12 protein-coding genes are annotated in these 13,339 nt (G+C 64.9%); 10 read left to right on the plus strand and 2 right to left on the minus strand.

The window, feature by feature from the left end; genetic code table 11:
- Nucleotides 1-6: 6 nt before the first annotated feature.
- A complete protein-coding gene (locus AC3RCC_RS08415; RefSeq protein ID WP_291637176.1) occupies nucleotides 7-888 on the minus strand; it encodes a branched-chain amino acid ABC transporter permease in 882 nt (293 codons plus the stop codon).
- Between the two features lie 173 nt (nucleotides 889-1,061).
- On the minus strand, nucleotides 1,062-2,318 hold the full coding sequence (locus tag AC3RCC_RS08420; protein ID WP_291637091.1) for an ABC transporter substrate-binding protein: 1,257 nt from the start codon (nucleotides 2,316-2,318) through the stop codon (nucleotides 1,062-1,064).
- A gap of 118 nt (nucleotides 2,319-2,436) precedes the next feature.
- Here AC3RCC_RS08420 and AC3RCC_RS08425 point away from each other — a divergent pair, with 118 nt between their 5' ends.
- The 10 genes from AC3RCC_RS08425 (at nucleotide 2,437) to AC3RCC_RS08470 (ending at nucleotide 13,277) form a co-directional block, all read left to right on the plus strand.
- Entirely contained in the window at nucleotides 2,437-3,204 is a 768-nt protein-coding gene (locus tag AC3RCC_RS08425; RefSeq protein WP_291649456.1) for a GntR family transcriptional regulator, read from the plus strand.
- A gap of 68 nt (nucleotides 3,205-3,272) precedes the next feature.
- Complete coding sequence (locus AC3RCC_RS08430) at nucleotides 3,273-4,049, plus strand: SDR family oxidoreductase (RefSeq protein ID WP_291637087.1); 777 nt, start codon at nucleotides 3,273-3,275, stop codon at nucleotides 4,047-4,049.
- Between the two features lie 178 nt (nucleotides 4,050-4,227).
- A complete protein-coding gene (locus AC3RCC_RS08435) occupies nucleotides 4,228-4,665 on the plus strand; it encodes an SxtJ family membrane protein (RefSeq protein WP_291637085.1) in 438 nt (145 codons plus the stop codon).
- A gap of 13 nt (nucleotides 4,666-4,678) precedes the next feature.
- Nucleotides 4,679-4,828, plus strand: a complete 150-nt coding sequence (locus tag AC3RCC_RS08440; RefSeq protein ID WP_184231721.1) for a DUF5989 family protein — start codon at nucleotides 4,679-4,681, stop codon at nucleotides 4,826-4,828.
- An 11-nt stretch (nucleotides 4,829-4,839) separates the two neighbouring features.
- Nucleotides 4,840-6,672 carry a carbamoyltransferase family protein gene (locus tag AC3RCC_RS08445; RefSeq protein ID WP_492258150.1) on the plus strand — a complete coding sequence of 611 codons (1,833 nt, stop codon included), beginning with the start codon at nucleotides 4,840-4,842 and terminating at the stop codon, nucleotides 6,670-6,672.
- 161 nt (nucleotides 6,673-6,833) lie between these two features.
- Nucleotides 6,834-8,723 carry an asparagine synthase (glutamine-hydrolyzing) gene (gene asnB / locus AC3RCC_RS08450; protein ID WP_492258151.1) on the plus strand — a complete coding sequence of 630 codons (1,890 nt, stop codon included), beginning with the start codon at nucleotides 6,834-6,836 and terminating at the stop codon, nucleotides 8,721-8,723.
- A 216-nt stretch (nucleotides 8,724-8,939) separates the two neighbouring features.
- On the plus strand, nucleotides 8,940-9,908 hold the full coding sequence (locus tag AC3RCC_RS08455) for an NAD-dependent epimerase/dehydratase family protein (protein WP_452120066.1): 969 nt from the start codon (nucleotides 8,940-8,942) through the stop codon (nucleotides 9,906-9,908).
- Between the two features lie 69 nt (nucleotides 9,909-9,977).
- The gene (locus AC3RCC_RS08460; RefSeq protein ID WP_492258152.1) at nucleotides 9,978-10,970 is read left to right on the plus strand and encodes an NAD-dependent epimerase/dehydratase family protein; all 993 of its coding nucleotides are present in this window, start codon (nucleotides 9,978-9,980) and stop codon (nucleotides 10,968-10,970) included.
- Nucleotides 10,971-10,980: 10 nt separating this feature from the next.
- On the plus strand, nucleotides 10,981-11,826 hold the full coding sequence (locus AC3RCC_RS08465) for an ABC transporter permease (RefSeq protein WP_291640233.1): 846 nt from the start codon (nucleotides 10,981-10,983) through the stop codon (nucleotides 11,824-11,826).
- Nucleotides 11,823-13,277 carry an ABC transporter ATP-binding protein gene (locus tag AC3RCC_RS08470; RefSeq protein ID WP_492258153.1) on the plus strand — a complete coding sequence of 485 codons (1,455 nt, stop codon included), beginning with the start codon at nucleotides 11,823-11,825 and terminating at the stop codon, nucleotides 13,275-13,277. The genes AC3RCC_RS08465 and AC3RCC_RS08470 overlap by 4 nt, the downstream gene beginning before the upstream one ends.
- Nucleotides 13,278-13,339 lie beyond the last annotated feature (62 nt).

A 13,339-nucleotide genomic window follows, 5' to 3' on the forward strand; every position in this document is an offset into this window, starting at 1 on the left:
GCGGCCTCACTCGAAGCGCTGGATGCGCTCGCCGAACAGGCCGCGCGGACGGAAGAGGAGGACGAGCAGCATCATCAGATAGATCACCGCGGTCGACCATTGCGTGAAGCCGAGGCCGATGGTGATGCCCTTGACGAGGCCGACCATGATGGCCGCGACGACGACGCCCCAGAAGGAGCCGAGCCCGCCGATGACGACGACGACGAAGGCCGGGGTGATGATCTCCTGGCCCATGGCGGGATGGATCGAGTAGATCGGCGCCAGGAGCACGCCGGCGAGGCCGGCAAGGCCGATGCCGATGCCGGCGATCGTCATCATGTAGGGCTGCAGGGAGATGCCGAGCGCACCGACCATGTCGGGGTTCTGGACGCCGGCGCGCACGACGCGCCCGAAGGCGGTGCGCTGCAGCAGGAACCAGAGGCCGAGCACGCAGGCCGCCGCGATCAGCAGCAGCAAGGCGCGGTAGCGCGAATAGATGAAGTCGCCGATGAAGATCTGGCCGCGCAGCTCCGGCGGGATCGAGAAGGAAAGCGGTGGCGCGCCGAAGATCATGCGCAGCGACTGCTCGGCGACCATGGCGAGGCCGAAGGTGAGCAGCAGCGAGAGAATGGGATCGGCTCTGTAGAAGCGCTGGAACAGCCCGCGCTCGATGACGATGCCGAGCAAAGCGACGAGCACCGGCGAGGCGATGATCGCGCCGCCGAAGCCGAGATGGGGCGCGAGCACGATCGTGAGATAGGCGCCGATCGCATAGAAGGCGCCATGCGCCAGGTTGACGATGCCGCCGAGCGAGAAGATCAGCGACAGGCCGAGCGCGATCAGGAGGTAGTAGACCCCGTCGAGCAGCCCGTTCAGCACCTGCTGGATGAAAAGGGTGAGCAAGGGAATGCCTTTGCGGGATAGGGGCGTTCAAAATGTAAGGTGAGGAAACGCGTCGTCATCCTGGGCGCCCGGAGGGCGTCCCGGGATCCATCGTAAAGCGTGACGAGCCCTGCGATGGATCCCGGAGCTGCGCGGCTTCGCCGCTTGTCCAGGATGACGAGGAGCGTTCAGGAGAACCCTCAGCTCATCTTGCAGACGGCTTCGTCGCCCTGGGTTGCGATGACCTCCATGCTCTCGTTCGGGCCGGGGATCGGCGGCGAGGAGGTGAAGAGGTCCCACTGGTTCTTGACCTTGGCGGCGGGCAGCGCGGTGATCGCGTACATCTCGCTGATCAGCTGATGGTCGGAGGCGCGGAAATAGCCCTCGCGCGTCTTCAGAACGTCGAACTTGGCGCCCTTCTCGAGATGTTCGAGAATCTTGGCGGTCTCGGCGCTCTTCAGCTCGTTCATCGACTGGGCCATCATCTTCACGGCCATGTAGTCGCCCCAGGCTTGGTTCTCCGGGGGCTTGCCGTACTTCTTGGTGAAGGCGGCGACGAAGGTCTTGGTGCCGGGGGTCTCGATGAGATGGTGCCAGACGCAGGGCCAGATGCCGCCGAAATTGTCCTTGCCGGCAGCCCAGGCGAGGGCGGTGTCGAAACCGAAGCCGGCGACCGGGAAGGTCAGGCCGAATTCGGAATACTGCTTGAGGAAGTTGGTGATCTGGTTGCCGGCGAGGTTCGAGATCACCATGTCGGGCTTGGCGGCCCGGATCTCGAGCAGCAGGGCGGAGAAGTCGGTCGCGTCGGTCGGCACCAGCTTGTCGGCGGCGAACTGGCCGCCATTGGCCTCCATGAAGCGTTTGGCGACCTTGAGCAGGTCATGACCGAAGGCGTAGTCGGCGGTGAGCGAGAACCATTTCTTGCCCTTGACCAGACCCTGCTCCATCAGCGCCCGGCCGCAGCTCTTCACATACATCGAGTTCTGATGCTCGACATGGAACATGTAGCGGTTGCAGTTCTCGCCGCGCAGCGCGTCCGAATTGGCGCCGGTGTTGACGAAGAGCGTCTTGGTCCGGCCGGCGACCTGCGCGATGGTCAGCGCCGAGGCGGAGGAAATCTCGCCGATGATACAGGCGACCTTGTCGCGCTCGACCATGCGCTCGGCCTTGGTCGAGGCGGTCTGGGGATTGACCGAGTCTTCCTTCAGCAGTTCGAGTTTGCGGCCCATGATGCCGCCGGCGGCATTGATTTCCTCGGCGGCGAGGTCGGCCGCCATGACGCCGTATTCGCCGAGCGGGCCAAGGAAGCCGGTGCGCGGCGTCAGGTGTCCGAAGCGGATCGCGTCCGGCGTCTGCGCCAGGATGATCGAGGGGCTGGCGATCAGCCCCGTCGCGGTCACGCCGAGCCCGGCCAGCGCCTGGCGGCGCGAAAGGCCGGTTTTCTTTTGATCTGACATTTGGTTCCTCCCAGAACGCATTCCGCGCCTCTTGGCGTCGGGGCTTCGATGTCGTTCGTCTCGTTTGCGGTCTTTGTGCCGCTTGTCGTGATCTGTGATCACAGTTAGGTTGGCAGACATGACGGTCCCTGTCCAGTCCTCCCGCCGGTCGTCCGAGCTGGATGCCGCTGCCGCTGCCCCCGCAGCGCCGGAGGGCGCTGCCCTGGATGAAATCGGTTCGCTCGCCCGCGAGACATTGGGAGAGCGGGTCACGGAGGAACTGCGCGCGCTGCTCATTTCCGGACGGTTGGCGCCCGGCGAAAAGCTCTCGCTTCGCCGCGTCGCCGAAGCGCTCGGGGTCTCGATGATGCCGGTGCGCGAGGCGGTGAACCGGCTCGTCGCCGACAAGGCTCTCGAGGTCCTGCCGGGCCGGGCCGTGCGGGTGCCGGTGCTGACACTGGCGCAGTTCCGCGAGCTGACCCGGGTGCGTCTCGTCGTCGAGGGCTTCGCCGCCGAGGAGGCGACGAAGATCGCGACGCCCGACCAGATCGCCGTGATCGCCAGCCATGAAGACGCGTTCCGGCAGGCGGCGAGCGCCGACCCACCAGATCTGGCGGGAGCGGTCGCAGCGAATCGAAACCTGCATTTTGCGCTCTACGAGGCGGCCGGGATGCCTCTCCTGGTAGAGACGATCGAGCGGCTCTGGCTCAAGGCGGGCCCGATCCTCAATCTCGACATGCGCGCCGAGGCGCGCCGGCTCGACCGCGGCAGCGCCGTCCTGATGCACGCGGCGCTCGTCGTCGCGCTGCGCGAACGCGACACGGCGGCGGCGCGCGAGGCGCTGGCCGAGGATATCCAGCAGGCCGCGGACCATATCGAGGGCACGGGAAGGCTGGCCGAGGGATAGGGCCGGCAAGGATCGCAATCACGACCGGCAATGGCCGGCAAACGACAAAAGGCAAAGGGACGGAAACGATGGATCTGACGATCAAGGGCCTGCGCGTGCTGGTGACGGCCGGCGCCAATGGTATCGGCCGCGCGACGGCGCGGGCTTTCGCGGCGGAAGGGGCGAGGGTCCATATCTGCGATGTCGACGAGAAGGCGCTGGCCGCGATGGCGCAAAGCGATCCTGCGATCACGCGCTCGGTCTGCGATGTTTCCGACCGCAAGGCAGTGGCGCGGCTGTTCGACGAGGCCCTGATCGCGCTCGGCGGGCTCGATTGCCTCGTCAACAATGCCGGCATCGCCGGGCCGACCGGTCGTGTCGACGAGATCGCGCCCGAGGACTGGGATTCCTGCGTCGCCATCGACCTGACCGGCCAGTTCAACTGCACGCGGCTCGCCGTGGAGCACCTCAAGCAGTCGAAGAACGCCTCGATCGTCAACCTCTCGAGCCAGGCTGGCAAGCACGGCTTCCCGCTGCGCTCGCCCTATGCGGCGGCGAAATGGGGCGTGATCGGCTTCACCAAGGCGCTCTCGGCCGAGCTCGGCGAGTTCGGCATCCGCGCCAACGCGATCTGCCCCGGCCTCGTCGACGGGCCACGCATCCAGAGCGTGATCGCCAACAAGGCGCGCTCGCTCAACGTCTCGCATGAGGAGATGACCGGGCGGCTCTTCGCCGGTGTCTCGATCAAGCAGTTCGTCGATCCCAACGACATCGCCAAGCAGATCGTCTTCCTCGCCTCGCCCTTCGCCAAGACGATTTCCGGACAGGAGATCTCGGTCTGCGGCGATACGCGGATGCTGAGCTGAGGCGCTGGCGTCATGCTCGCCCTCGTGGCGAGCATCCACGGCTTGAACTCGACATCTTAGGAAGGAAGACGTGGATGGTCGGGACAAGCCCGACCATGACGGCAGAGCTCGCGCCCGCTTGCCCTCGACCTTCGCCCCTTAATCGCCTAGAGGATGCCGCCTGGACAGGAGCGGCGGCTTGGCGAAGGGCGTGCATCACGAATTCGGGGCCGGGGCCGGCCATGACGATGGTGAGGGATCGAGCGATCGCTCCTTCGGCCTCGTCTTCGCGGCCGTCTTCGCGCTGATCGGCCTCTACAACGCCTGGCACCATGGCCGGGCCTGGCCCTGGCTCGCGCTCGTCGCCGCCGGCTTCCTCGCCGTCGCGCTGATCCGGCCGGCGGTGCTTGCGCCGCTGAACAGGCTCTGGATGAAGTTCGGCCTGCTGCTGGCTGCGATCATCAACCCGATCGTGCTCGGCATCCTGTTCTTCCTCGTCTTCACGCCGACGGCGCTGGTCGCCCGGCTGGTCGGCAAGGATTTTCTCAAGCTCAAGTCTCAGCCGCAGGCGAAGAGCTACTGGGTCGTCCGCGATCCGCCGGGACCGGAGCCGGTCTCGATGAAAGACCAGTTCTGACAGGGAATAACCGATGTCGTTCCTGCGCGAGTTCTTCCGCTTCATGGCGGCGCGAAAGAAGTTCTGGCTGGCGCCGATCCTCTTGATGTGCGTGCTGCTCGGCGGCCTGCTGTTCCTGACCAAGGGCAGCGCGATCGCGCCCTTCATCTACACGCTGTTCTGAGCCGCAAGCGCATGCGCGTTCTGGGGATATCGGGGCTCTATCACGACAGCGCGGCGGCGCTGGTCGTCGACGGGCGGATCGAGGCGGCGGCGCAGGAGGAGCGCTTCACGCGCAAGAAGCACGACGCCGAGTTCCCGAAACATGCGGTCGAGTACTGCCTCTCGGTCGCCGGTTGCGGGCTCGATCAGCTCGACGCCGTCGTCTTCTACGACAAGCCCTTCATCAAGTTCGAGCGCCTGCTCGAGACCTATCTCTCCTTCGCGCCGCGCGGCTTCCAGTCGTTCAAGATGGCGATGCCGCTCTGGCTGCGCGAAAAGCTGTTCCAGAAGCAGATCATCGCCAAGGAGCTGAAGAAGCTCAGTCCCGGCTTCGATGTCGGGAAGCTGCTCTTCACCGAGCATCACCTCTCGCACGCCGCCTCGGCCTTCTATCCCTCGCCCTTCGAGGAAGCGGCGATCCTGACCATGGACGGGGTCGGCGAATGGGCGACGATGACGCTCGCCATCGGCAAGGGGAAGGACCTCAAGGTCCATAAGGAGCTGCATTTCCCGCATTCGCTCGGGCTGCTCTACTCCGCCGTGACCTATTATATCGGCTTCAAGGTCAATTCCGGCGAGTACAAGGTGATGGGGCTCGCCCCCTATGGCGAGCCGCGCTTCGCCCAGCTGATGCTGGAGAAGCTGGTCGACCTCAAGGAAGACGGCAGCTTCCATCTCGACCAGAGCTACTTCAACTACGGCGTCGGCCTGACCATGACCAACGACAAGTTCGCCGCGCTGTTCGGCGAGCCGGTGCGTGGGCCGGAGCAGTTGCTGACCCAGTTTCACATGGACATGGCGGCCTCGATCCAGGCGGTGACCGAGGAGATCGTGCTCAGGCTCGCCCGTTCGGTGCGGGCCGAGACCGGCATGAAGAATCTCTGCCTCGCCGGTGGTGTCGCGTTGAACTGCGTCGCCAATGGCAAGCTGCTGCGCGAGGGCATTTTCGAGGGCTTGTGGATCCAGCCGGCGGCGGGCGATGCCGGCGGCGCGCTCGGGGCGGCGCTGGCAGGCTACCATCTCTTCCACGGCAAGCCGCGCGAGGTGCCGGAAACCGGCGATGCCATGCGCGGCAGCTATCTCGGCCCGAGCTTCAGCCAGGCCGAGATCGAGGCCGAGCTGACGGCCGCCGGAGCGAAATTCGCGGTCCTGGATGATGCCGCGCTGATCGAGGCGACGGCGCAGGGTCTCGCCGATGGCAAGGCGGTCGGCTGGATGCAGGGGCGTATGGAGTTCGGCCCGCGCGCGCTCGGCGGCCGCTCGATCCTCGGCGATCCGCGCTCACCGGCGATGCAGAAGACGCTGAATCTCAAGGTGAAATACCGCGAGAGCTTCCGGCCTTTCGCGCCTTCGGTGCTGCGCGAGGATGTCGCCGACTGGTTCGATCTCGACGGCGATTCGCCCTATATGCTGCTGGTTGCCGATGTGCGCGAGGAACTGCGTCGCGAGATGACGGCAGAGGAGAAGGTGCTGTTCGGCATCGACAAGCTGAACGTGCCGCGCTCGAGCATTCCGGCCGTCACCCATGTCGACTATTCGGCCCGGATCCAGACCGTTCATGAAGCGACCAATCCACGCTATCACCGGCTGATCTCGCGCTTCAAGGCGCTGACCGGCTGCCCGGTGGTGGTCAACACCTCCTTCAATGTCCGCGGCGAGCCGATCGTCTGCAATGCGACCGACGCCTTCCGCTGCTTCATGGGCTCGGAGATCGAGCTCCTGGTCGTCGGCAACTGCATCCTGCGCAAGGAGGATCAGGACCCGGCGCTGAAGCTCGACTACAAGGAAGCCTTCGAACTGGATTGAGGGAGGGAGCGGTCGGGCCGCCTTCGTCATTCCGGTCGCAGCTCCTGCCGGTGCTGCGGTCGCAAGGCAGGGGCCGGCAAGGCCAATAGTCTTCCACCCCGGTCTGCGCTCGGATAAGAGGGGCCTCCTTTTCGCAGCGAGAGGCCTCGCCTGTGTGCGGTTTGTTTGCTTCAATCGGCTTCGAGCCCGATCCGGCGCGCATCGATATCGTCGCGCATCGCGGCCCGGACGGCCGCGGCTGGCAGACCTATGAGAGCCCGGGCGGGCCGGTGGCACTGGGCCACAGGCGGCTGGCGATCATCGACGTCTCGGACGCCGGCCTGCAGCCGATGAGCGACGCCTCCGGGCGGTATCACCTGGTTTTCAACGGCGAGATCTACAACTATCTCGAATTGCGCGAGGAGATGCGGGCCAAGGGCGAGGTCTTCGTCAGCGATTCCGATTCCGAAGTGCTGCTGCGCGCCTATATGCTGTGGGGCGAGGCGGCCCTGACCCGCCTGCGCGGCATGTTCGCCTTCGTGATCTGGGACCGGCGCGACAAGAGGCTTTTCGCCGCGCGCGACCGCTATGGCATCAAGCCGCTCTATCTCGTCACCACGCCGCGCGGCGCCGCCTTCGCCTCGGAAATCAAGCAGCTGCTCGGCCTGCCCGGGCTCAGCGGGCGGATGAATGTCGCGCGCGTCCACGATTTCCTCGCCTCCGGCATGGCCGACCACACCGCCGAGACGATGTTCGAGGGGGTGATCCAGCTCCGTGGCGGCGAATGCGCCAGCCTCGATGCCGCTCGCCCGGGGCCGCTCGAGCTGTCGACGCGGCGCTGGTACCCCGCCGAGGCCGGCGAGATCTCGATCTCCGAAGCCGAGGCGGCCGAGCGTTTCCGCGAGCTCCTGAGCGATTCGGTGCGGCTGCATCTGCGCTCCGATGTCCCGGTCGGCTCCTGCCTGTCCGGAGGGCTCGATTCCTCGGCGATCGTCTGCCTGATGTCGGGCCAGATGGGCTCGAATGCCGGCGGCTCGCAGGTCAACACCGTCTCGGCCTGCTATGCCGAGAAGAGCGTCGACGAGAAGCCGTTCATGGATGCGGTCGTCGCGCATGCGCATACGCAGCCGCATTTCGTCTTTCCGAAGGCCGAGGACGTCTTCCAGCGTGCCTCGGACATCACCTGGCATCAGGACGAGCCTTTCGGCTCGACCTCGATCTTCGCGCAATGGTGCGTGTTCGAGGAGGCCCGCCGCGTCGGCGTCAAGGTGATGCTGGACGGGCAGGGGGCCGACGAGCAGCTCGCCGGCTATCACGGCGGCTTCTCCTATTACATGGCTGCGCTGACGCGCCAGCGCCGATTCGGCCAGCTCCTGCGCACCATCGTCGAGCGCAACCGCTATCACGGCACCTCGATCTACCAGCAGATCCGCAACCATCTCGTGCCGCTGCTGCCGCAGGGGCTCGCGGGAGCGTTGCGGCGTCAGCATCGCGCGCTGACCCAGCATGACTGGCTCGGCACCGATATCCTGCGCGAGCATGGCAATCCGCGCACGGCGCTCGAGCTCGCCGGCGACGAGCTCGGCCTGCCGCCGGTCGCCGATCTGCGCAGCCTGTGCCTGACGATGACCTATGCCTCGAATCTGCCGATGCTGCTGCATTGGGAGGACCGCAATTCCATGGCCCATTCGATCGAGGCGCGGGTACCGTTCCTCGATCATCCCCTGGTCGAGTTCTCGCTGGCGCTCGGCAATGATCACAAGATCGTCGGCGGCGACACCAAGCGCGTACTGCGCCGCGGCATGGCCGGGGTCCTGCCCGAAAGCGTCAGGGAGCGCCGCGACAAGCTCGGCTTCGCGACTCCGGAGGAGATCTGGTTCCGTGGACCGCTGCGCGGACAGGTCGAGGACGGCATCGAGAAGACGCTGGCGCGCTATCCCGGCTTGCTGAACGCCGCGGGGGTGCGCCGGCTTGCGCGCTCGATGCTCGATGGCGAGCGGGGGCTGGACTTCACGCTCTGGCGGATCGTGAATCTCGGGCTCTGGGGCGAGCGTGTCGGCGTCGGCCTGTAGGGCGCCCGGGCCGGCGATCCAGCGGGCGCGGGTCATGACGGGCGCGAGCGGCCGGTGCGTCCTGTCTTGGGATGGTCACTTGGCATGTTGTTGCTGCTCTGCTAACAGCCTGCGCCTTGCGAGGTCGCTCAGGCTGGGCCGTTGAGGCCTACGGCGCGGGCGGGCTGTGATCGTCCGGGTCGAGAGCGGCCCCACCATGTTCCGAAGGCGCAGTGCATGCTTGAGAACAAGCGGGTTTTCATCACCGGCGGAGCCGGCTTCATCGGCTCGAACCTTGCCGGTCTGCTCATGGACCGCAACGAGATCGCGACCTATGACAATTATGCGCGCGATGCGGCGAGCACGGTGCTCGGCGACAATGTCAAGCGCATCAAGACCTATCGCGGCGACGTGACCGACGAGGCGACGCTGGCGGCGGCGATCAAGGAATTCCGTCCGACCCATCTGGTGCATTGCGCCGCGGTGGCGGGCATCGACACGGTGCGCCAGAAGCCGGTCTCGACGCTGGAGATCAACACGCTGGGCACGGTCTATGCGCTGCGCGGGGCGCTGGCGGTCGGCGACGACATCGAGCGGGTGGTGACCTTCTCGACCAGCGAGATTTTCGGCTCGCATGCCTATGGCTCGAACGAGACCTCCTCGGCGGTGATCGGGGCGGTCGGCGAGGCGCGCTGGGGCTATGCGGTCTCGAAGCTGGCGACCGAGCATCTCACCCTGGCCTATTGGGCCCAGCACAAGCTGCCGACGGTGGCGCTGCGCCCGTTCAACGTCTACGGCCCCGGCCAGGTCGGCGAGGGTGCGCTCTCGACCTTCATCAAGCGGGCGATCCGCAACGAGCCGATCCAGATCCACGGCTCGGGCACGCAGATCCGCGCCTGGTGCTATGTCAACGACATGGTCGCCGGCGTGATGGCGGCGATCGAGCACCCCAATGCGCCGGGCAAGGCCTTCAACATCGGCAATCCGCGCGCCGTGACCACGATCTACGGCCTGGCCAGCACGGTCATCCGCCTGCTCGGCTCCTCCTCCAAGATCGAGTTCACCTGGAAGGACTATGCCGATATCGAGCTGCGCGTCCCCGACACCAACTGGGCCCGCACTCAGATCGACTTCGAGGCCAAGGTCGACCTCGAGGAAGGCATCCCCCTGACAGCCGAATACTACCGCTCCCAGATGAAAAAGTGACAGCATGTCGTGGCCGCAGCGGGCTTCCGCCCGCTGCGTGACGGTTCGGCAAGGAAACGGGCAGCGGTCATGGAATTTCAGGATAAACGCGTCGTGGTCATCGGCGGAGCCGGCTTGATCGGCTCTCACACGGTCGACCGCCTCATTCGCGAGGATGTCGGCGAGATCGTCATCTATGACAATTTCGTACGCGGCCGGGAGGAGAACCTAGCCACGGCCCTGCGCGATCCGCGCGTCACGATCTACGATGTCGGCGGCGACATCACCCAGGTCGACATCCTGGAATCGGCACTGAAAGGCGCCGACGGCGTCTTCCATTTCGCCGCCCTCTGGTTGCTGCAATGCCATGACTACCCGCGCTCGGCCTTCAAGACCAATGTCGAGGGCACCTTCAACGTGCTCGAAGCCTGCGTGAAGCAGAATGTCCGGCGGCTGGTCTATTCCTCCTCGGCCTCGGTCTATGGCGACGCCATCGAAGAGCCGATGACCGAGGAACATCCGTTCAACAACCGCAATTTCTACGGCGCCACCAAGATCGCCGGCGAGGCGATGCTGACCGCCTATTGCCACCGCTACGGCCTCGAGGCGGTCGGCCTGCGCTATATGAACGTCTATGGCCCGCGCCAGGACTATAAGGGCGCCTATATCGCGGTGATCATGAAGATGCTCGACGCGATCGACCGCGGCGAGGGGCCGACGATCATGGGCGACGGCTCGGAGGCCTTCGACTTCGTCGCGGTCGAGGATTGCGCCAAGGCCAATCTCTGCGCGATGCGCGCCGATACCAGCGCCAGCTTCTACAATGTCGGCACCGGCACCCGTACCTCGCTGCGCGAGATCGCCGAGAAGCTGGTGAACCTCACCGGCTGCAACCAGCCGATCAACTATGCCCCGCGCAGCCAGGCCACGCTGGTACGCAACCGCATCGGCTCGCCCAAGAAGGCGGCCGCCGAGATCGGCTTCACCGCCGAGATCGACCTCGACGACGGACTGCGCCGGCTGATCGAGTGGCGCGCCGCCCATAAGAGCGAGGTCGAAGCCCGCCGCGCCGCGGCGGCGTGAGCCCGGCGTCATGAGCGACCAGGCAAGCCGGCGCGACCTTGGCGGCGAGAACGCCGGGCTTCCGACACTCTTCGCGCGGCTCTGGCGACACCGCGAGCTGTTGCGCGAGCTGGTGTCTCGTGACCTCAGTGAAGCTTACGCCGGCTCCATGCTGGCACGAGCTTGGGCGGTGTTGCATCCGCTCCTGCTCATCTGCCTCTACTTGTTCGTCTTCGGCTATGTATTTACTGCCCGTGTCGGCGGAGATCTGCCGAGCGAGCCCGATTTTGCCGTGTTCATGCTATCGGGCCTGGCGTGCTGGCTCACTATCCAGTCGGCTCTCGGCAAAGCGACAAGCTCGCTTGTCGCCGCGAGCAATCTGGTGAAACAAGTCGTATTTCCGCTGGAGCTCCTCCCGATTCGATCTGTAGTCGCGGCGCAACTCCCGCTTTTGATCGGCTTGGCAGGCGTAACTATTTATTCCCTCCTTCGGTTCGGGATGATTTCCCCTCTCCTGCCTCTGGTGATTTACGTCGTGGTCGCACAGGGAGTTCTTCTCACCGGCCTGACTCTCTTTCTCTCGGCGATGACCGTGTTTGTGCGCGACACGCGTGACCTCGTGCAGTTCTTTACAGCCTTTGGCATCTTCCTGCTGCCGGTGATCTATCTTCCGGGAAGTCTGCCGGCTGCCTTCGAGATCGTGCTCTGGGTCAATCCGTTGTCGCATGCAATCTGGTGCCTTCAGGACATCTTCTTCTTTCAGTCGTTCCGCCACCCGTCTTCATGGCTGATCCTCGGGGTGCTTGCGCCGCTGGCACTGTGGTTCGGCTGGCGCTTTTTCGAGCGAACGCGCGCGAATTTCGGAGACGTGCTGTGAGCCGCTCCAGCGATATCGCGATAAGCGCGAAGGGCCTCTCCAAGACCTACAAGATTTATCCAAAACCTGCAGATCTCCTGGCCGAGATCTTCACTGGCCGGACAAAACACGCGCTTCACCATGCGCTTGCCGATGTCAGCTTCGACATGCTGAAGGGGGAATGCGTCGGCGTGATCGGCCCTAACGGCGCGGGCAAGAGTACCTTGCTCAAGATGATCGCGGGTACTTTGACTCCGACGTCCGGCTCGCTTTCCGTCAATGGGCGTGTCTCGGCGATCCTTGAACTGGGTACAGGCTTCCATCCCGAATATTCCGGCCGCGACAACGTCTTTCTCGGAGGCATGTGCCTTGGCATGAGCCGCGATGAGATGGAGCGGAAATTCGATTGGATCGTAGAGTTCTCAGAGCTTGGGGACGTTATCGATAAGCCGTTCAAGACCTATTCGAGCGGCATGCAGGCTCGTCTGACCTTCGCTACGGCGATCAGTGTCGAGCCCGAAATCCTGATCATCGACGAGGCACTGGCAGCCGGTGACTCCTATTTCGTCGTGAAATGTGGACGCCGGATTCGCGAGATCTGTGAAGGCGGAGCAACGGTCCTCTTCGTTAGCCATTCCACCAGCCAAGTCGCGACCCTGTGCAGCCGAGCCATATGGATCGAGAGCGGCAGCGTGCGCGAGATCGGTGATGCGATCGAAGTGTGCCGGCATTACGACTACGCCGTGCATGAGCGCATTTCCGGCGGGGCCGGGCGCGCTATCACCCTGCCGTTTCCAACCGCGCAAGAGATTGCGGCTGAGATTCCGGATGGTGTCGAAAGCCTCGAATCGCTGACGGAAAGCAGTTCAGCCGAGACCTCCGACCTCACCGTGACCGGGAGCCTGCGGGTGCCTGTGGTGCCCGCTAAAAGCGCTTATAGCCCTGGTCTGGAGCGCTCCGATGTCGTTGGGTTATCGGTATTGCATGATGACATTTTCAGGCGCGGCCCGGTCGTTATCGACAAGGTCGAGTTCCTGACCAAGGGAGGCCGTGCTGCAGGCGCCCTGCACTGCCGCGATCCGCTGACGATCCGCGTCCATTACAGTTGCGAACACCCCGAGAAGCTTGACGAAACACTCGGGTTGGCGATCGGCATCGAGCGGCGGCCGGATATGCTGCTGGCCGCCCAGCTCTCTACCGTCAACCCCGCCCGCGACGAGGAGCTGCGCGACTATACGAAAGCGCCATTCCGCAGCAAGGCTGGGCGAACCGGCGTGATTGAAGCGGTGTTTCCCGCTTTCGAGCTCATGGCAGGCGATTATTCGCTGTCGCTCGGCCTTTTGCCGAACGCCCCCGGGCTTTCGGAGTTCTACGAGTATCACCACCGCCGCTATTCGTTGACGGTGCTGCGCTCCGGCTACCCGAGCGGCGCCGTCTTCTACCCTGCTGTGCAGTGGCACCATCGGTCGTAGGCGGCTGGCTTCGACCGCCGAACAGAGTGCAATGATCTGTCTTACATCGGCGACGAGGTAAA

Source organism: Allobosea sp. GW823-FHT01F03, assembly GCF_058798075.1.

Bases quoted from the DNA above. Each gene is read 5' to 3' on its own strand.
- AC3RCC_RS08420 (WP_291637091.1), bottom strand. From the start codon at position 2,318: ATGTCAGATCAAAAGAAAACCGGCCTTTCGCGCCGCCAGGCGCTGGCC.
- AC3RCC_RS08425 (WP_291649456.1), top strand. From the start codon at position 2,437: ATGACGGTCCCTGTCCAGTCCTCCCGCCGGTCGTCCGAGCTGGATGCC.
- AC3RCC_RS08430 (WP_291637087.1), top strand. From the start codon at position 3,273: ATGGATCTGACGATCAAGGGCCTGCGCGTGCTGGTGACGGCCGGCGCC.
- AC3RCC_RS08440 (WP_184231721.1), top strand. From the start codon at position 4,679: ATGTCGTTCCTGCGCGAGTTCTTCCGCTTCATGGCGGCGCGAAAGAAG.
- AC3RCC_RS08445 (WP_492258150.1), top strand. From the start codon at position 4,840: ATGCGCGTTCTGGGGATATCGGGGCTCTATCACGACAGCGCGGCGGCG.
- AC3RCC_RS08455 (WP_452120066.1), top strand. From the start codon at position 8,940: ATGCTTGAGAACAAGCGGGTTTTCATCACCGGCGGAGCCGGCTTCATC.
- AC3RCC_RS08460 (WP_492258152.1), top strand. From the start codon at position 9,978: ATGGAATTTCAGGATAAACGCGTCGTGGTCATCGGCGGAGCCGGCTTG.
- AC3RCC_RS08465 (WP_291640233.1), top strand. From the start codon at position 10,981: ATGAGCGACCAGGCAAGCCGGCGCGACCTTGGCGGCGAGAACGCCGGG.